The sequence below is a fragment of the Aromatoleum sp. genome (assembly GCF_032027225.1).
Taxonomy (GTDB): domain Bacteria; phylum Pseudomonadota; class Gammaproteobacteria; order Burkholderiales; family Rhodocyclaceae; genus Aromatoleum.
In genome coordinates this window covers 31,562-48,696 of the sequence record NZ_JAVSMM010000006.1, presented here as the reverse complement: position 1 = coordinate 48,696, position 17,135 = coordinate 31,562, and the positions used below count along the sequence as shown (strand labels likewise).

The 17,135-nt window shown below is 68.4% G+C and carries 12 protein-coding genes, 1 pseudogene and 1 riboswitch; of the genes and pseudogenes, 4 read left to right on the top strand and 9 right to left on the bottom strand.

The genetic code is table 11. The features are described 5' to 3' along the window. Nucleotides 1–18: 18 nt before the first annotated feature. From ROZ37_RS08715 to ROZ37_RS08685, 7 genes and pseudogenes are all read right to left on the bottom strand, one after another. Nucleotides 19–705, bottom strand: coding sequence for a precorrin-8X methylmutase (locus tag ROZ37_RS08715; RefSeq protein WP_312658919.1), 687 nt, complete (start codon nucleotides 703–705; stop codon nucleotides 19–21). 4 nt (nucleotides 706–709) lie between these two features. Next, complete coding sequence (locus ROZ37_RS08710; protein WP_312658918.1) at nucleotides 710–1,687, bottom strand: sirohydrochlorin chelatase; 978 nt, start codon at nucleotides 1,685–1,687, stop codon at nucleotides 710–712. Nucleotides 1,688–1,878: 191 nt separating this feature from the next. Next, nucleotides 1,879–2,664 (bottom strand): annotated as a pseudogene (gene cobM / locus ROZ37_RS08705) (precorrin-4 C(11)-methyltransferase); the annotation flags it as partial. 254 nt (nucleotides 2,665–2,918) lie between these two features. Beyond that, a riboswitch (cobalamin riboswitch) is annotated at nucleotides 2,919–3,139 on the bottom strand. A 141-nt stretch (nucleotides 3,140–3,280) separates the two neighbouring features. After that, the gene (locus ROZ37_RS08700) at nucleotides 3,281–3,625 is read right to left on the bottom strand and encodes a hypothetical protein (RefSeq protein ID WP_409449946.1); all 345 of its coding nucleotides are present in this window, start codon (nucleotides 3,623–3,625) and stop codon (nucleotides 3,281–3,283) included. 93 nt (nucleotides 3,626–3,718) lie between these two features. Beyond that, on the bottom strand, nucleotides 3,719–4,870 hold the full coding sequence (locus ROZ37_RS08695; protein WP_312658916.1) for an osmoprotectant NAGGN system M42 family peptidase: 1,152 nt from the start codon (nucleotides 4,868–4,870) through the stop codon (nucleotides 3,719–3,721). Beyond that, nucleotides 4,860–6,620, bottom strand: coding sequence for an N-acetylglutaminylglutamine synthetase (gene ngg, locus ROZ37_RS08690; RefSeq protein ID WP_312658915.1), 1,761 nt, complete (start codon nucleotides 6,618–6,620; stop codon nucleotides 4,860–4,862). The genes ROZ37_RS08695 and ngg overlap by 11 nt, the downstream gene beginning before the upstream one ends. A gap of 14 nt (nucleotides 6,621–6,634) precedes the next feature. After that, complete coding sequence (locus ROZ37_RS08685; RefSeq protein ID WP_312658914.1) at nucleotides 6,635–8,413, bottom strand: N-acetylglutaminylglutamine amidotransferase; 1,779 nt, start codon at nucleotides 8,411–8,413, stop codon at nucleotides 6,635–6,637. Between the two features lie 229 nt (nucleotides 8,414–8,642). Between ROZ37_RS08685 and ROZ37_RS08680 the strand changes: the two genes are divergently transcribed. The 3 genes from ROZ37_RS08680 to ROZ37_RS08670 all read left to right on the top strand — a co-directional run bounded on the left by ROZ37_RS08680 (nucleotide 8,643) and on the right by ROZ37_RS08670 (nucleotide 11,358). Next, nucleotides 8,643–9,248, top strand: a complete 606-nt coding sequence (locus tag ROZ37_RS08680; RefSeq protein ID WP_312658913.1) for a DNA-3-methyladenine glycosylase I — start codon at nucleotides 8,643–8,645, stop codon at nucleotides 9,246–9,248. Between the two features lie 89 nt (nucleotides 9,249–9,337). Beyond that, nucleotides 9,338–9,922 carry an ACP phosphodiesterase gene (locus tag ROZ37_RS08675; RefSeq protein WP_312658912.1) on the top strand — a complete coding sequence of 195 codons (585 nt, stop codon included), beginning with the start codon at nucleotides 9,338–9,340 and terminating at the stop codon, nucleotides 9,920–9,922. Nucleotides 9,923–10,614: 692 nt separating this feature from the next. Continuing rightward, nucleotides 10,615–11,358, top strand: coding sequence for a transglycosylase SLT domain-containing protein (locus tag ROZ37_RS08670; protein ID WP_312658911.1), 744 nt, complete (start codon nucleotides 10,615–10,617; stop codon nucleotides 11,356–11,358). Between the two features lie 70 nt (nucleotides 11,359–11,428). Here the strand turns inward: ROZ37_RS08670 and ROZ37_RS08665 are convergent, their stop codons facing one another. Continuing rightward, nucleotides 11,429–12,595, bottom strand: a complete 1,167-nt coding sequence (locus tag ROZ37_RS08665; protein ID WP_312658910.1) for a pyridoxal phosphate-dependent aminotransferase — start codon at nucleotides 12,593–12,595, stop codon at nucleotides 11,429–11,431. A 127-nt stretch (nucleotides 12,596–12,722) separates the two neighbouring features. Then, entirely contained in the window at nucleotides 12,723–14,567 is a 1,845-nt protein-coding gene (locus ROZ37_RS08660) for a phosphoenolpyruvate carboxykinase (GTP) (protein ID WP_312658908.1), read from the bottom strand. Between the two features lie 280 nt (nucleotides 14,568–14,847). Between ROZ37_RS08660 and ROZ37_RS08655 the strand changes: the two genes are divergently transcribed. Continuing rightward, a complete protein-coding gene (locus ROZ37_RS08655; RefSeq protein WP_312658907.1) occupies nucleotides 14,848–17,124 on the top strand; it encodes an NADP-dependent malic enzyme in 2,277 nt (758 codons plus the stop codon). Nucleotides 17,125–17,135 lie beyond the last annotated feature (11 nt).

Below are 17,135 nucleotides of genomic sequence, written 5' to 3'. Positions count from 1 at the left end.
TCGGCAACACGGACCCCCTTACGCCGTCGGCGCCTGCTGCTCGCGCTGGCGCGCCTCGGCCAGCCCCAGCAGCGCGTGGATCGCCGCGACGACCAGCGTCGAGCCGCCCTTGCGGCCGCGGATCACGATCCACGGCACGTCCGCGACTTCCGCCATCAGGTCTTTCGACTCCGCCGCCGACACGAAGCCGACCGGCATCCCGATCACGAGCGCCGGCCGGGCGCCTTCCTCGCGGATCAGGCGCACGACCTCGATCAGCGCGGTCGGCGCGTTGCCGATGCCGACGATCGCGCCGTCGAGCAGCCCCTGCCGGTGCGCCTTGCGCATCGCCTGCACTGCGCGCGTCGTCTCCTCGGCCTTCGCTTGCGCGATCACGTCCGCGTCGGAGATGAACTGGTGCGTGCGCATGCCAAAGTGTGCGAGCCGCGAGGCCGACAGCCCGACGCAGATCATCTCGACGTCGGCGACGATGCGGGTACCGCCTTCGAGGATCGCGGCCAGCCCCGCGGCGACCGCGTCGGTGTGGAAATCGGTCAGGCCGTTGAATTCGAAGTCCGCGTTCGCGTGGATCATGCGGCGCACGACCGGCCACTGGTCCGGCCGGTAGTCGTGATGGCCGACCTCGGCGTCGATGATCGCGAAGGAATCGTGCTCGATTGCGCGTCCGGCGGCGGTGAGCTGTTCGGTGATGACGTTGTTGTTCATGGTTTCAGGCGTGGGCGTGATGTGCGCAGCCGGTGTGCGGCGCGTGAGGGTGGGCGCAGGCATGGTCGTGACCGTCGGCGTGGTGGACGTGATCGTGGCGGTGATGCCGATCGTCGTCCCCGCCGGACGCCTGGTGACCTGCGGTGTGGCTGTGGTCGTGCAGATGCTCGGCCTCGGCGGCGAGACGGTACTTGCAACCGTCGCATTCGAGGAGGCTGCCTTCCGCGCCCCCGGCATCGGCGACGCGCGCGTCGACCAGCTCGAAAATGCCCTTGTCGAAGCCGAAGTGCGTGCCGAGCGCGAACGCGATCTGCGGATACTGCGCGCGCAGCCGCGCGACTTGTGCGTCGATGCGTTCGATCAGCACGCCGGTGAAGAGATACACCGGCACCACCGCGATCTGCGTCATCCCCAGGTGTACCTGGCGCTGCACCGCGGTCTCGAGCCGAGGCCAGGTCACGCTGGTGAAGGCGAGGTCGACGAGCTCGTGGTCGCCGTCCTCGAACACCCAGCGCGCCATCTTCGCGAGCTCGCCGTTCGCGCCCGCGTCGGACGAACCGCGGCCGAGCAGGATCACGCCGGTCGTGCGCGGATCGGGCATGTGGAGCTCGTCCATCAGACGGTCGAGCCGCGCCATCAGCACCGCGAAGACTTCGCGCCCCATGCCGAGGTGGCGCGTGCAGTGGAAGGCGACGTCGGGGTGACGTGCGCGCGCCGCGTCGATCGCGGCGGGAATTTCCATCTTCACGTGGCCGGCGGCATTCAGGATGAAGGGGATCACGATCACGCGCCCGACGTGCGCCGCGGCGCGGTCGAGGCCGGCGTCGAGCAGCACGTCGGCGTACTCGATGAAGCACACTTCGATGCGCCACCCGGGTCGGCGTGCGCGCCATTCGGCGGCGAAGCGCTCGATCTCGTCGTTGCCCGCGCGTCGGCGCGAGCCGTGGCCGACCAGCAGGACAGTCGTGTCGTGCGCCGTCATGTGCGTTCTCCGCTTGGTGGTACGTGGCGAGCCTTTCGGCCGGGTTTGGGGGCGTCCTGGCGCAGCTCCGGCGAGGGCGTGGCGTTCGACAAGCTCGCCGCGGACGGGGCCGGGTGTTTCGTCGCCTCGCTCGGCGCCGACGAAACGGAACGTGCTTCGCCGCGCGCTACGGGGATCTCCGCGCCTGCGAGCGCGACAGCCGCGGCGCGGCGGAAGCGGTGGCTGAACGCGGGATCGTAGAGTTTCGAGCGGGCGACTTCGGGCCAGTCGCGCGCGCCCAGCGCCGGGCTCGCGATGATCATCGCCTGCGAGGCGATTTTCTCGGCCTGGCACTTCTTCTTGATGTCGGCGAGCGTGCCGCGGACGACCTTCTCCTCTCCCGGCCAGCTCGCCTTCTGCACGACCAGGATCGGCGCATCTTCCGGCCAGCCGGCCCGGCGCAGCGCGTCCTGCACTTCGTGCAGCAGCGTGATCGACAGGAAGATGCACAGCGTCGTGCGATGGGCCGCGAGCGCGTCGAGCTCCTCGCCCGGCGGCATCGGCGTGCGGCCGGCGACGCGCGTCAGGATCACGGTCTGCGTGACTTCGGGCAGCGTCAGCGTCTCGCCGGCGGCAGCGGCCGAGGCCATCGCGGAAGACACGCCCGGCACGACCTTCCACGGCACGCCGGCGGCGTCGAGGAGCCGCGCCATCTCGACCAGCGCCCCATACAGGCCCGGGTCGCCGGTCTGCAGGCGCACGACGGTTTCATTGCGCGCCGCGGCGTCGATCAGCCACGCGCCCATCTCTTCGAGCGTCATGTCCTTCGAGTCGCGGATCGCGCAGTTTTCGGGTGCATACCGCGTCGCCGCCTGGTCGACGAGCGAACCGGCGAACAGGATGCCGCCCGCCTGTTCCAGCAGGCGGCGGCCCTTGACGGTGATGAGGTCCGGATCGCCCGGCCCGGCGCCGACGAACCACACGGTGCCCGTCGCCATCAGCTGCCCCTGGGCGCCCGACGGGCGGTGAAAGCGGCGACCTCGCGCGGCCCGGATTGATCGATCTGCATGCCAGCTCCCGACGAATGCGTGACGAACGCGCACCGGGAGCGGAGACGACAGACCGCAACCGCGAAAACCGCGGACGATCCGGTCGATTCTTGTGGCTGGTCGATGACTGCGGCGGGGCAGGCTGCGATGCCCGCGTCAGACGCGATCGAAATCCAGTCGGCAAGCCCTCACCCCGGGGCACAAACCTAACTATTCGATCGGGCCGGTCTTCTGGCTTGCCTTCTTTCGGATTTCGCCGCCTTCCCGAGCGCAAGGCTCAGTGGCATCTGGCGAATCCGTCAGGCTTACAGCAGCGGGGGCTGCGCCGGACTGGTCGGGGATCTCGTCCCCGGACGTCACCGGACTTCCCGTTTCACCCCGTCACGCGGTCGCATGGCGGGGAACCCGGATCGAAAACAGCGCGAGGATAGGCGATGACCGACGGGTTCCGCAAGCTGCCGTTACGTCAGTCGGGAGGATATCGCCCGCACCGCGGCCGCCGGTCGCGGGTTTCCGGGGGGCGTAAGCGCGGATGAAGTTCGGGCGCTCGGCGCACCGGCGCCCGTCAGCGGGCGCCCGCTCGCGCCGCTTCGACCGGCACGATGACCGGGGAAGGTCGCGCGTCGGCCTCGTCCGACGCCGGCTTTTTCGTCCGCGAACGACCGACGTCGCCATCGCCTTCGAGCTGCAGTCCGCCGTTCAGATGGAGCGTGGGCGTCGGGAGCGCGAACTTGATGTCGCGCTCGGCGAACGCGCGCACGAGCTGCAGGTTGATCGCCTGCTGCACGTCCATGTAGATGTTGAAATCGGCGCTCAGCACGATATAGACCGCCTCGAACTCCAGCGACGACGCGCCGAAGCCCTTGAAATGCGCGCGGTCGAAGCGGAGCTTGCCGTGCTGCGCCTCGATCGCGGCGCGGATCGGCCGCCACGGATGTTGTGCGCCGCGAGCGCGATGCCGCCGATACCGAGGCTCGCGATCAGCGCGGTCACGTCGAGCCGGTCACTCGTCGGCTGGGGAATCGGGAAGATGTTCGTGCCAGTCGGGCGTCTGCGTCTCACCGGGCGGGAAGTCGTCCATCGGTCCGAGCGGCGTGCGATCGCGGTGGAACAGCGGCGGGCTCGTCAGGTACGCGACGAGCAGCCGCGCGAGCGCGTCGAGCGAGTCGAGGTGCACGCGCTCGTGGCCGTGCGACGCGTCGAGGCCGAAGCACACCAGCGCGGTGCGGATGTCGTTGCCCGCTTCGAGCGCCGACGCGGCGTCGCTGCGGTAGTAGCGGAACACGTCCCGCGAATGCTCGATACCCTGCGTCGCGCACAAGTCGAGCAGACGCCGCGTCAGGTGCCAGTCGAACGGCCCGCTCGAATCCTGCATCGCGATCGTGACGCCGAATTCGCAGGTGTACTGGCCCTCCGCGACGGTGCCGTTGTCGATCGAGATCAGCTCCGCGACGTCGCCGTGCATCACGTGCGACGCGCCGACGCCGACCTCCTCGGAGATCGTGAACAGCGGGAAGCAGTCGACCGGCGGCAGCTCGCCGGACTCGCGGATCGCGCGCAGCGCCGCGAGGATCGCCGCGACGCCGGCCTTGTCGTCGAGATGGCGGGCATTGACGAAGCCTTCGGCGCCGAACTCCGGCCGCGAATGCACCGCAATCGTGTCGCCGACATGGATGCCGAGCGCGCGGGTCTCGGCTTCGCTGCGCGTACGCGCGTCGATGCGCAATTCGAGGTTGTCCCAACTGACCGGCTGCGTGTCGATCTCGAGGTTGAAGGTGTGGCCGGAGGCCTTCGCCGGCAGAAGCGTGCCGCAGTGGATCACGCCACCGTCCGAGTAGATCGTCACGCGCGCGCCTTCGGCGAAGCGCGCCGACCAGAAGTCGATCGGTACGACCTGCAGCCGGCCGTTCGGCAGGTAGCCCTTGACCATCGCGCCGAGCGTGTCGAGGTGGGCGACGACGGCGCGGGCGGGAGTGCGCCGCACGCCCTCGAGCCGCGCGCGGATTGCGCCTCGCCGCGTGAGCTCGTAGGGGATGCCGAGCTCGCGCAGCTCGCCGCACGCCAGATGCACGACCGCGTCGGTCATCCCCGACGGGCTCGGCGTGTTCAACAGGCGGTTCAGGACGTCCTTGAGGTAGTCGCGATCAGGCGCCATTCGCGCCTCCGTGGCCGCTGTCGCGGTTCGCCGCGACGGTCTGCGGGAACAGCAGGTCGATGAAGCGCTCGGAGGTCGGCTGCGGCTCGTGGTTCGCGAGTCCGGGCCGCTCGTTCGCCTCGATGATCACGTAGTCGGGCCGGTCGGGCGCGGTGACGATGAAGTCGAAGCCGACGACCGGGATCTCCAGCGCGCGCGACGCGCGCTCGGCGGCATCGCGCAAGCCCGGATGCAGGATCGGCGTGACGTCGTGGATCGTGCCGCCGGTATGCAGGTTCGCGGTCTTGCGCACCGCGACCCGTGTGCCGGCGGCCGGGATGCCGTCGAGCGTGTAGCCCTGTTCGGCGAGGCAACGTCCGGTCTCGTCGTCGATCGGGATGCGGCTCTCGCCGGCGGTCGCGAGCTGGCGCCGCCGGCTCTGGCGTTCGATCAGTGCGCGGACGCTGCTGCGGCCGTCGCCGACGACCTCCGCCGGCCGGCGCGTCGCGGCGGCGACGACGCGGTGGTCGATGACGACGATGCGCAGGTCGTCGCCGGAGACCATCTGCTCGACGATGACGTGGTCGCTGAAGCGGCGTGCGGCGTCGATCGCCGCGCGCATGTCGTCGAGCCACTGCAGGTCGACCCGCACGCCCTGGCCCTGTTCGCCGCGCACCGGCTTGACGACGACGCGGCCGTGGTGCGCGAGGAAGGCTTCGACCGCGGCGTCGTCGTTCGCGTCGATCTGCGCCGGGACCGACAGGCCGGCGGCGGCGAGCACGCGCAGCGTCAGGCTCTTGTCGTCGCAGCGGCTCATTGCGATCGCCGACGTGAGCTCGGACAGCGATTCCCGGCACGTGATCGAACGCCCGCCGAGCGTCAGCCGGAAGTAGCCGTTGTCGGCGTCGAGCACTTCGACCCCGATGCCGCGCCGGCGCGCTTCGCGCACGAGGATCCCGGCGTAGATGTTGAGGTCCGCGGCCCCGTTCGGGCCGAGGAACAGCGGCTCGTTGATCGGGTTCTTCTTCTTCACGCAATACACCGGCACGCGCACGAAGCCGAGCTTCTCGTACAGCGCGATCGCCTGCGCGTTGTCATGCACGACCGACAGGTCGAGGAAGGTGCGCCCGCGCGCGCGGAACAGGTCGGCGAGCGCGCGTGTCAGGCCCGCGCCGACGCCCTGGTGACAGCTCTGCGAGTCGGCGGCGAGCGCCCACAGGCTCGCGCCGCCGTCCGGGTCGTTGAATGCGCGCACGTGATCGATGCCGGTCACGACGCCGATGATGCCGCTGCTGTCCTCCGCGACGAGCACGTCGATCTCGTCCCGATCCTCGACCGTCGCGAAAAAGCTCTTCGGTGGCGGGACCATCTGGCGGGTCTGGTAGATGCGCCGGATCGCCTCCGCGTCCTGCACCCGCGCCCGCCGGATGTTCCAGCCCGCGTCCGCCGGGCCGGGCGCGCGCGACAGCGCGAGTCGATACGTGTACGACGGATCGATGAAGAGATCCTGCGGCGCGAGCGACACGACGACCTGCGGGTCGCGCAGGTACAGCGCGATGTCGCGCTTGCCCGGTTGCTCGTGGCAGATCGCGTCGGCGAGCGTGTGCGGGTCGGCGAAGGTCTGGCCGAAGATCAGTCGGCCCCAGCCGCAATCGACCATCGAGTCGTTGTCGGCGGCTTCGAGATCCGGGTCGCCGGTCGGGTCTTCCCAGTGGCGCAGCGACATCATGTCCTGCGGGTCGAGCGGGTTGCGTTCGTGCGTTGCGTTCATGTCGTCGCCTCCGCTCACAGGCCGTGGGACTGCAGCCACAGTTCGAGCAGCGCGACCTGCCACAGCTTCGAGCCGCGCAGCGGCGTGATGTGGCGCTCGGGTGCCGCGAGCAGCATGTCGAGGTAGTCCTCGCGGAACAGCCCGCGCGCCCGGGCCGACGGGCTGTGCAGCGCGTCGCGGACCCAGTCGAGCGTCGGGCCCGACAGGTATTTCAGCGTCGGCACCGGGAAGTAGCCTTTCGGCCGGTCGATGACTTCGTTCGGCAGCAGCCGGCGCGCGATCGATTTCAGCACCGCCTTGCCGCGGTCGCCGAGCTTGTCCTGCTCGGGCAGGCGCGCGGCGAGCTCGACCAGTTCGTGGTCGAGGAAGGGCACGCGCGCTTCCAGGCCCCAGGCCATCGTCATGTTGTCGACCCGCTTCACCGGGTCGTCGACGAGCATCACGGTCGAGTCGAGCCGCAGCGCGCGATCGAGCGGCGTCGCTGCGCCGGGACGGGCGAAGTGCGCGGCGACGAAGTCGCGGCTCGCGCCCGGCGCGGCGTACGCGTCGGTAACCGTGCGCAGGTACTCCTCGGGGTCGCGGTCGAAGAACACGCGCATGTAGTCAGCGACGGCGTCGCCGCTTGCGGCGAGCGGCGGATACCAGTGGTAGCCGGCGAACACCTCGTCCGCGCCCTGGCCGCTCTGCACGACCTTCACGTGGCGCGAGACTTCCTTCGACAGCAGGTAGAAGCCGATGTTGTCGTAGCTGACCATCGGCTCGGACATCGCGCGGATCGCGTCGGGCAGCGTCGCGAGCAGCGTCGCGTCGTCGATGCGCATCTTGTGATGGCGCGTGCCGAACTCGGCGGCGATCAGGTCGGAGTACTTGAACTCGTCACCGAGCTCGCCGTTCGCGGCCTCGAAGCCGATCGAGAAGGTGTTGAGGTCCTTCTGGCCGGCGCGCGCGAGCAGCGACACGATCAGGCTCGAATCGACCCCGCCCGACAGCAGCACGCCGACCGGCACGTCGGCGACCATGCGCCGTTCCACCGCGATCTCGAGCGCCGTCTGCACGAGGCGCTCGCGCTCTTCGACGGGCGCCGCGGCGAGCGCGAGGTCGGTCGCGAACGGAGGATTCCAGTAGCAGCTGTCCTGCCGCGTGCCGTCGGGCTGGAAGACCGCGACGGTCGCCGGCGGCAGCTTGCGCACGCCGCGCAGAATGGTCAGCGGCGGCGGCACGACCGCGTGCCACATCAGGTAATGCTCGAGCGCGACCGGGTCGATGCGCGTATCGACGTCCCCGCCCGCGAGCAGCGCCGGCAGCGACGACGCGAAGCGCAGCCGGCGTCCGTCGGCCGACTCGGCGAGGTACAGCGGCTTGATGCCGAAGCGGTCGCGCGCGAGCACGACGCGGCCGCTGTCGCGTTCGTGGATCGCGAACGCGAACATCCCGTGCAGCCGCGACACGCAACCGATGCCCCAGTGCCGATACGCGCGCAGCAGGACTTCGGTGTCGCCGTCGGAAAAGAAGCGTTCGCCGAGATTTTCGAGTTCGGCGCGCAGTTCGCGATAGTTGTAGATGCAGCCGTTGAAGACCAGTGTCAGGCCGAGATCCGGGGCGACCATCGGCTGTTGCGCGCGCTCGCTCAGATCGATGATCTTCAGCCGACGGTGCGCGAACGCGACACGTCCCTGCTGGTATGTGCCGCTCGCGTCGGGCCCGCGCGGGCGGAGCGTTTCGGCGATGCGCCCGACCGCGGCGGCGTCGGCCTCAACGGCGTCAAAACGGATCTCTCCGGCGATTCCACACATCGATTCGTCTCCTCATTTGTCCGAGGGACCAGACAGTTTAGTCGGGAACCGTTTTGCACAAATGTATTGATCGGTGACAAACATCCGTCCGGCGTGCTTCCCCGCGGCGTCACGCCGACCGCCGACGGCGGCGGCCGCGCTTCGGCTGCGGACCAAGATGCGACGCGCTTGCGGGTAAACTTCCGCCTGTCCGATCCCGATCGAAACCTGCTCTGCACGAGGCGTCCGCTTGAACTCCGACGATGATTTTCCGCGCCGCTGCGCATGGGCCGGCGCCGACCCGCTCTACCGTGCGTATCACGACACCGAGTGGGGCGTGCCGGTCGATGACGAGCGCCGGCTGTTCGAATATCTGCTGCTCGAAGGCGCGCAGGCGGGGCTGTCGTGGATCACGGTGTTGAAGAAGCGCACGCGCTATCGCGAAGTCTTCGACGGCTTCGATCCGGAACGCATCGCGCGCTACGACGACGCGAAGAAGACCGAGCTTCTCGCGGACGCCGGCATCGTCCGCAACCGGGCGAAGATCGACGCCGCGATCGGCAATGCGCGTGCCTGGCTCGCGCTGCGCGAGGCGGGCATCGACCCGGTCGCGTGGCTGTGGGGCTTCACCGGCGGACGCCAGGTCGACAACGCGTTCGCGTCGCCCGCCGACGTGCCGGCCTCGACGCCGACGTCGGACGCGATGAGCAAGGCGCTGCGCTCGCGCGGTTTCAAGTTCGTCGGCAGCACGATCTGCTACGCGTTCATGCAGGCGGTCGGCATCGTCAATGACCACCCGGTCGGGTGTTTTCGCCACGCCGAAGTCGCGCGGATTGCGCGCGAGCGGGGGCGATGAGGTCGGGACTTCGACCACTTCGCACCGTGCTCTGAACTCCCGACGAGCGGCGCCGTCCCTCCTGTGAGCTCCCTACCCGTCTCCTTCCGATGAACTTCCTCGCACATGCCTTTCTCGCCGGCGATGCGCCCGCAGACCAGCTCGGCGGTCTGATCGGCGATTTCGTCAAGGGGCCGTTGCCCGCCGGGCTGCCCGCGGACGTAGCTGCCGGCGTGAAGCTGCACCGCCTGATCGACGTGTTCGCTGAAACCGAAGCGGCTTTCGGACGCAGCCGCGCGCGCGTTTCTCCGCCGCGCCGTCGTGTCGCGGGAGTGATCGTCGACATGGTCTACGACCACTTCCTCGCGCTGCACTGGAGCCGCTTCCACGCCGAGCCGCTCGATGCCTTCACGGCCCGGATGTATCGCCTGATGGATGCGAATGCGGCGCTGCTGCCGCCGCGGCTGCTGGAGATCCTGCCGCGGATGCGCGAAACCGACTGGCTCGGTTCGTACCGCTCGATCGACAGCACCGCGCTCGCGCTCGACCGCATCGGCGTGCGGCTGAGCCGGGAAAACCTGCTGCGCGGCAGCGGTGCCGACTTGGTCGCCGATTACGCAGGCTTCGAGGCGGACTTCTTCGCCTTCATCGGCGATGCGCAGCGGTTTGCCCAACGCTGGCGACGGGAGCGCTAAGGGTCGTTACGCCCGTTTGCTGGGGCCCCTATCCGGCGTCGACGGGCGCCGTATCGCGAGGTCTGCCACCCATACGACGCCCGCTGCCGTCCGCTAGCAATGGGGCCGGACGCGACTGCTGTTGCCCCGGGGAACGGCGAGCGCCACGGATGGCCGTCGGGCCGAGCCGGAAAGCATTGCTGCGGTATGCCCGGATACTCTGAATGGGTTAGTTTCGCTCGCGAAATTCGCACGGCGTCAAGCCCGAAACCCTGCTTTCGCGTCGAAATCTACATTTCCTCACAAAACGAAAAACCCGCGCGACACAAAGGATTGCCGCCCGAATTCCCCCGCAGCGGGACTCGATCTTGCCCCGCGCGCGTTGACAGGGATGCCTCCGATAAATACATTTCAGCCGTTGCTGCGTCGCAGTAACCAGTAGCAACGTCTTGATTAGATTGAATAGATAAGGTGCGGCGCCGGGTTTTCCCCGAGGGAGGACGGCGCATAACAGCATGGCCGCGCGCACCGCGGGGGCACGTCGTCAAGTTGCGTCGGCTTGCCTCAACGACCACTGAAGACCGAGTACGTCGATATCGGGTGTCGGCAGTTCTGCCGCGCCGGTTCCCAGCCCAAGCAAGACCAAGGGCACCGTCACGCCGTTTTTTGGCGCCGCGGGAGATCGATGTGCCCGATCGCAGCACGGAGGAACCATGGTCAACGCAACTCGTGACGGGCGGAAGCGAACCGCGTCCGACGCCGTCACCCATTTTGCCCAGGCCTCCACGGTGGTGGCGGGCATGCTCGTAGCGGGATGGCTCGGTACCGGCTATCTCAAACATGAACCTGTCGCGTTTGCCGACGTCGGAGTGAGCGGCAGCGGCGCGGCGAGCGAGACCTTTGCCGTCGCGGCGGCGGAGCCCGTGCCAGCGGTGCCCGTTCTTGCGCTGAAGGAGCCGGTCCGGCGCTCCGCGATCGTCGAGGAAGTGCTCTCGTCCGAAATGCGCCGCGTGCGCGACTACGTCGCGGGGCGCTACAAGGTGCCGACGAAGGAGCTCGACCCGGTGCTCGCCGCCGCCGAGCAGCACGGCCGCACTTCCGGCATCGATCCCTTGCTGATCGTCGCGATGATGGCGATCGAATCGAGCTTCAACCCGGTCGCTGTCAGCAGCATGGGCGCGCAGGGCTTGATGCAGGTGATTCCGCGCTACCACATGGACAAGATCGGCGATGCGCGCGGGAAGAATCCGCTGTTCGACCCGCAGACCAATGTGCGCGTCGGCACGCAGGTCCTTGCCGAAGGCCTGCGCCGCTTCGGCAGCCTGCAGGTTGCGCTGCAGTACTACGGTGGCGCGCTCAGCGATCCGCAGGCGCGTTACGCGAACAAGGTGCTGGCGATGAAGCGCCGCTTGCTGACTGCAGCCGGTCGAGACCTGCCGAGCGCTACCGACGCCTGATCGGCGTTCTCGACATCCGGTCGCTGCCAGGCCGCCGGCATTCCCGCACGGAGCGCGTGGCGCCCGGCGCTCAACGCGACAGATGGAGTCGTTCGATCCGTTCGGCGGCTTCGAGCAGCCGCTCGGCTCGGGTCGTATAGGCGATCCGCAGATGACGGCGCGACTCGTGATCGCCGAAGTCCAGACCGGGCGTCGCGGCGACGCCGGCCTCCTCGATGAGGCGATGGGCGAGGGCGGCGCTGTCATCGGCGAGGCGCGACACGTCCGCGTAGATGTAGAACGCGCCCTGCGGCTCGGCCGCGACGACGAAGCCGAGCTCGCGCAGCGCGGGCAATAGCGTGTCGCGGCGCACGGCGAACTCGGCGCGGCGCGCTTCGAGAAGCTCGATCGTCGCCGGCGCGAACGCGGCGAGCGCCGCGTGCTGGGCCGGAGTCGACGCGGAGATGAAGAAGTGCTGCGCGAGCTTCTCGATTTCCCGCTCGTAGCCGGCCGGCACGACGAGCCATCCTAGCCGCCAGCCGGTCATGCCGAAGTACTTCGAGAAGCTGTTCACGACGAAGACATCGTCGACCGACTGCAGCACCGTGCTCGCGTCGACGCCGTACGTGAGGCCCTGATATATCTCGTCGACGATCAGCGTCCCGGCGCGCGCCCGCACCGCGTCACGCAGCGCGACGAGCTCGGAGGCGTCGAGCAGGGTGCCGGTCGGGTTCGACGGGCTCGCGACCACGATGCCACGGGTCCGCGGCGACCAGGCCGCGCCTAGCTGCCCGGGGGTGGGCTGGTAGCGCGTCGCGGCGTCGACCGGCAGCGCACGCGCGACGCCTTCGAAGCTGCGCACGATGTGGCGGTTTGACGGATAGCCGGGGTCGGGCAGCAGCCATTCGTCGCCGGGGTCGGTCGTCGCGGCCAGCGCGAGGATCAGCGCTCCCGACGCGCCGGGGGTGACGACGATGCGCTCCGGTGCCACGTCGGCCTTGAGATGGTCGTGGTAGAAGCGGGCGATCGCATCGCGCAGGCGCGGCAGGCCGAGCGCCGCGGTGTACTGCACGTCGCCGGTCGCGAGAAAGCGGGTCGCGGCCTCGACCATCGGCGGCGGCGTCGAGAAGTCCGGCTCGCCGACCTCCATATGGATGATGTCGCACCCTTGCGCCTCGAGTTCGCGCGCGCGGCGCAGCAGCTCCATCACGTGAAAGGGCTGGATGTCGGCGAGGCGTCGGGCGAAGTGCGAGGTCATCGGGTTTCCTTTCAGCGGCAACGCCGGGATGAAGGGCGGGCAGGGGCGAAAATGAAAAAGCGCCGACGAATCGGCGCTTTCGGCTTTCGGTCGGGCTGTCGGTCGGGCGTCCGGCAGCGGATCGGACTCAGACGGCGAGCGTCAGTTCGAACAGCTCCCGCTTCAGTACGAGTTCGCGCGGCAGGCGATCCTGCAGCTTGTCGAACCATTCCTTGTGCAGCGCGAGTTCCTTCTTCCATGCATCCGCGTCGACGCTCGTCAGCGCGTCGAACTGCTCGCGCGTGACGTCGGCGCCGGTCCAGTCGATGTCCTCGAACTTCGGCATCCAGCCGAGGCTGGTTTCCTTGCCGCCGACGCGGCCGCGCACGCGGTCGACGATCCACTTCAGCACGCGCATGTTCTCGCCGAAGCCCGGCCACATGAATTCGCCGCGCTCGTTCATCCGGAACCAGTTCACGCAGAAGATCCGCGGCGTGTCCTCGACGACGTGGCCCATCTTCAGCCAGTGGTTGAAGTAGTCGCCCATGTGGTAGCCGCAGAACGGCAGCATCGCGAACGGGTCGCGGCGCACGACGCCCTGCGCGCCGAACGCGGCGGCGGTCGTCTCCGAGCCGAGCGTCGCGGCCATATAGACGCCGAAGTTCCAGTTGAACGCTTCATAGACGAGCGGCACGGTCGTCGCGCGCCGGCCGCCGAAGATGAACGCCGAGATCGGCACGCCGGCCGGGTCTTCCCACTGCGGATCCACCGACGGGCACTGCGAAGCCGGCGCGGTGAAGCGCGAGTTCGGGTGCGCCGCCTTGCGGCCGGTTTCCTTCGCGATCTCCGGCGTCCAGTCCTTGCCCTGCCAGTCGATCAGGTGGGCAGGGGCTTCCTTGCTCATGCCTTCCCACCACACGTCGCCGTCGTCGGTCAGCGCGACGTTCGTGAAGATGATGTTTTCCTTCAGCGTCGCCATCGCGTTGTAGTTCGTCTTCTCGGACGTGCCGGGCGCGACGCCGAAGAAGCCGGCTTCGGGGTTGATGGCGTAGAACTTGCCATCCTTGCCCGGCTTGATCCACGCGATGTCGTCGCCGATCGTCGTGATCTTCCAGCCGTTGAAGCTCTTCGGCGGGATCAGCATCGCGAAGTTCGTCTTGCCGCAGGCCGACGGGAAGGCCGCCGCGACGTAGGTCTTCTCGCCTTCGGGCGACTCGACGCCGAGGATCAGCATGTGCTCGGCGAGCCAGCCTTCGTCGCGCGCCATCGTCGAGGCGATGCGCAGCGCGAAGCACTTCTTGCCGAGCAGCGCGTTGCCGCCGTAGCCCGAACCGTACGACCAGATTTCGCGCGTCTCGGGGAAATGCACGATGTACTTCGTGTCGGGATTGCACGGCCAGCGGCTGTCCTTCTCGCCCTCGCCCAGCGGCGCGCCGACCGAATGCACGCACGGCACGAACTCGCCGTCGGCGCCGAGCACGTCGAATACGGCGCGACCCATTCGGGTCATCGTGCGCATGTTGACGACGACATACGGGCTGTCGGAGATCTCGACGCCGATGTGCGCGATCGGCGAGCCGAGCGGACCCATCGAGAACGGGATCACGTACATCGTGCGGCCGCGCATGCTGCCGGCGAAGAGGCCGTTCAGCGTGTCGCGCATCTCGGCCGGGTCTTCCCAGTTGTTCGTCGGACCGGCGTCCGCCTTGTCCTTCGAGCAGATGTAGGTGCGGTCTTCGACGCGCGCGACGTCCGACGGATCGGAACACGCGAGGTAGGAATTCTTGCGCTTTTCCGGATTCAGCTTGACCAGCATGCCGGCCTGGACCATTTCGGCGCACAGGCGGTCGTACTCGTCCTGCGAGCCGTCGCACCACACGACCCGCTCGGGCTGCGTGAGGGCGGCGATGCCGGCGACCCACTTCTTGAGGCCTTCATGACGGACGTAGGTGGGAGCGGCGGCCAGGGCGGCCTCGGCGAAGCGTTGATTCATGGTTGGATATTCTCCAGATTGCACGTGCGAAACCGGTCCCGTCGGTCGTGCCTCTGGCGTGCTGGCCGGCGGGCGCAAGGCGTCCGCCTTGCTGTCGCGGCTGCGGAAAGTACTAGGGTTAACCGCAGTCGGCGAAAGCCTAATATTATGCCACGTCAGCGCATTGGCCCGAAATGGCATTGAAAGCTTTTCTTTCGATACTCGTGCCGGGCCCGCTTTCGCGCTCCGCGCGCCCGAAGTCCCACTCGCCGCGCCCTACAACTCGAACGAAGAGACCGCCATGGATGAACTGATACGCTCCGCCGCCCTTGAGTACCACCGATATCCGCAGCCCGGCAAGATCTCGGTGATGCCGACGAAGGTGCTGTCCAATCAGCGCGATCTGTCGCTCGCCTATTCGCCCGGCGTGGCCGCCGCGTGCGATGCGATCGTCGAGGACCCGGCCGAGGCGGCGACGCTGACCGCGCGCAGCAACCTGATCGGCGTCGTCACGAACGGCACCGCGGTGCTGGGCTTGGGCAACATCGGCCCGCTCGCCGCGAAGCCGGTGATGGAAGGCAAGGGCGTGCTGTTCAAGAAGTTCGCCGGCATCGACGTGTTCGACCTCGAGATCGCCGAGCACGACCCGGACAAGCTGATCGACATGATCGCCGCGCTCGAGCCGACCTTCGGCGGCATCAACCTTGAGGACATCAAGGCGCCGGAGTGCTTCTACATCGAGTCGAAGCTGCGCGAGCGGATGAACATCCCGGTCTTCCACGACGACCAGCACGGCACCGCGATCGTCGTCGGCGCGGCGGTGCTCAACGGCCTGCATCTCCTGGGCAAGGACCTGAAGAAGATCAAGCTCGTGACCTCCGGCGCCGGTGCCGCGGCGCTGGCGTGCCTGCGCCTGCTCGAGAAGCTCGGCATCCCGGTCGAGAACATCTGGGTCACCGACATCGAAGGCGTCGTCTATGAGGGCCGCACTGCGCTGATGGACCCGATCAAGGCGCGCTACGCGAAGCCGACTTCGGCGCGCACGCTCGCCGAAGTCATCGATGGCGCGGACGTGCTGCTCGGCCTGTCGGCCGGTGGTGTCGTCAAGCGCGACATGGTCGCGAAGATGGCGGCGAAGCCGCTGATCCTCGCGCTCGCGAACCCGATCCCCGAGATCCTGCCGGAAGAGGTGCACGCGGTCCGTGACGACGCGATCATCGCGACCGGGCGTTCGGACTATCCGAACCAGGTGAACAACGTGCTGTGCTTCCCGTTCATCTTCCGCGGCGCGCTCGACGTCGGCGCGACGACGATCACCGACGAGATGCAGCTCGCCGCGGTCCACGCGATCGCCGAGCTCGCGCGCGCCGAGCAGAGCGACATCGTCGCCGCGGCCTACGGCGAGAAAGTCTCCGGCTTCGGCCCCGAATACATCATCCCGCGCCCGTTCGACCCGCGCCTGATCGTCAAGATCGCGCCCGCGGTCGCCGTCGCCGGCATGGCCTCGGGCGTCGCGACGCGGCCGATCACCGACTGGGACGCTTACCGCGGTCAGCTGAACAACTTCGTCTGGCACTCGGGCCTGATCATGAAGCCCGTGTTCGCGGCCGCGCGCGGCACCGGTCAGCGCATCATCTTCTCCGAAGGCGAGTCCGAGCGCGTGCTGCGCGCAGTGCAGACCGTCGTCGACGAAGGTCTCGCGAGCCCGATCCTGATCGGCCGTCCCGACGTTGTCGCGACCAACATCGAGCGCTTCGGCCTGCGCATCCGCGCCGAGCGCGACTTCGAGCTCGTCAATCCCGACTCCGATCCGCGCTTCAAGGAGTTGTGGATGGATTACCACCGGCTGATGGAGCGCCACGGCGTCTCGGTCGACTACGCGAAGAAGGAAGTGCGCCGGCGCACGACGCTGATCGGCTCGCTGATGTTGAAGCACGGCTACGGCGACGGCCTGATCTGCGGCACCTACGGGATGCACCGGCTGCACCTCGAGTTCATCGAGAAGGTCATCGGCCGCAAGCCGGGCGTCGAGAACTGCTACGCGATCAACGTCGTGAGCCTGCCCGGGCGCACGCTGTTCCTCGCCGACACCTACGTGAACTACGACCCGACGCCCGAGCAGATCGTCGAGATGACGCTGCTCGCCGCCGAAGAGATGTCGCGCTTCGGTCTGACGCCGAAAGTCGCGCTGCTGTCGCATTCGTCGTTCGGTTCGGCCGACTCGCCGACTTCGGAGAAGATGCGCGCCGCGCTGCAGTTGCTGCACGAGCGTCATCCCGAGATCGAGGTCGAGGGCGAGATGCACGGCGACGCCGCGCTCGACGCCGAGCTGCGCCTGCGCATCTTCCCGAACGCGCGCATGCGCGAACCGGCGAACCTGCTGATCTTCCCGACGCTCGACGCCGCCAACATCGCGTTCAACCTGCTTAAGACCGCGGCCGGCGAAGGCATGACGATCGGGCCGATCCTGCTCGGCGCGGCCAAGCCGGTGCATATCCTCACGCCGTCGGCGACGGTGCGCCGCATCGTCAATATGACCGCGCTGACCGCCGTCGAGGCGTCGCAGACCCCGGCCTGAGGCGCGTCGCC

What these genes read in the sequence shown, in the direction of transcription:
- ROZ37_RS08710 (WP_312658918.1), bottom strand. Translation starts at nt 1,687, where the DNA reads ATGACGGCGCACGACACGACTGTCCTGCTGGTCGGCCACGGCTCGCGC.
- ROZ37_RS08655 (WP_312658907.1), top strand. Translation starts at nt 14,848, where the DNA reads ATGGATGAACTGATACGCTCCGCCGCCCTTGAGTACCACCGATATCCG.
- ROZ37_RS08665 (WP_312658910.1), bottom strand. Translation starts at nt 12,595, where the DNA reads ATGACCTCGCACTTCGCCCGACGCCTCGCCGACATCCAGCCCTTTCAC.
- ROZ37_RS08715 (WP_312658919.1), bottom strand. Translation starts at nt 705, where the DNA reads ATGAACAACAACGTCATCACCGAACAGCTCACCGCCGCCGGACGCGCA.
- ROZ37_RS08670 (WP_312658911.1), top strand. Translation starts at nt 10,615, where the DNA reads ATGGTCAACGCAACTCGTGACGGGCGGAAGCGAACCGCGTCCGACGCC.
- ROZ37_RS08695 (WP_312658916.1), bottom strand. Translation starts at nt 4,870, where the DNA reads ATGGCGCCTGATCGCGACTACCTCAAGGACGTCCTGAACCGCCTGTTG.
- ROZ37_RS08685 (WP_312658914.1), bottom strand. Translation starts at nt 8,413, where the DNA reads ATGTGTGGAATCGCCGGAGAGATCCGTTTTGACGCCGTTGAGGCCGAC.
- ROZ37_RS08675 (WP_312658912.1), top strand. Translation starts at nt 9,338, where the DNA reads ATGAACTTCCTCGCACATGCCTTTCTCGCCGGCGATGCGCCCGCAGAC.
- ROZ37_RS08660 (WP_312658908.1), bottom strand. Translation starts at nt 14,567, where the DNA reads ATGAATCAACGCTTCGCCGAGGCCGCCCTGGCCGCCGCTCCCACCTAC.
- ngg (WP_312658915.1), bottom strand. Translation starts at nt 6,620, where the DNA reads ATGAACGCAACGCACGAACGCAACCCGCTCGACCCGCAGGACATGATG.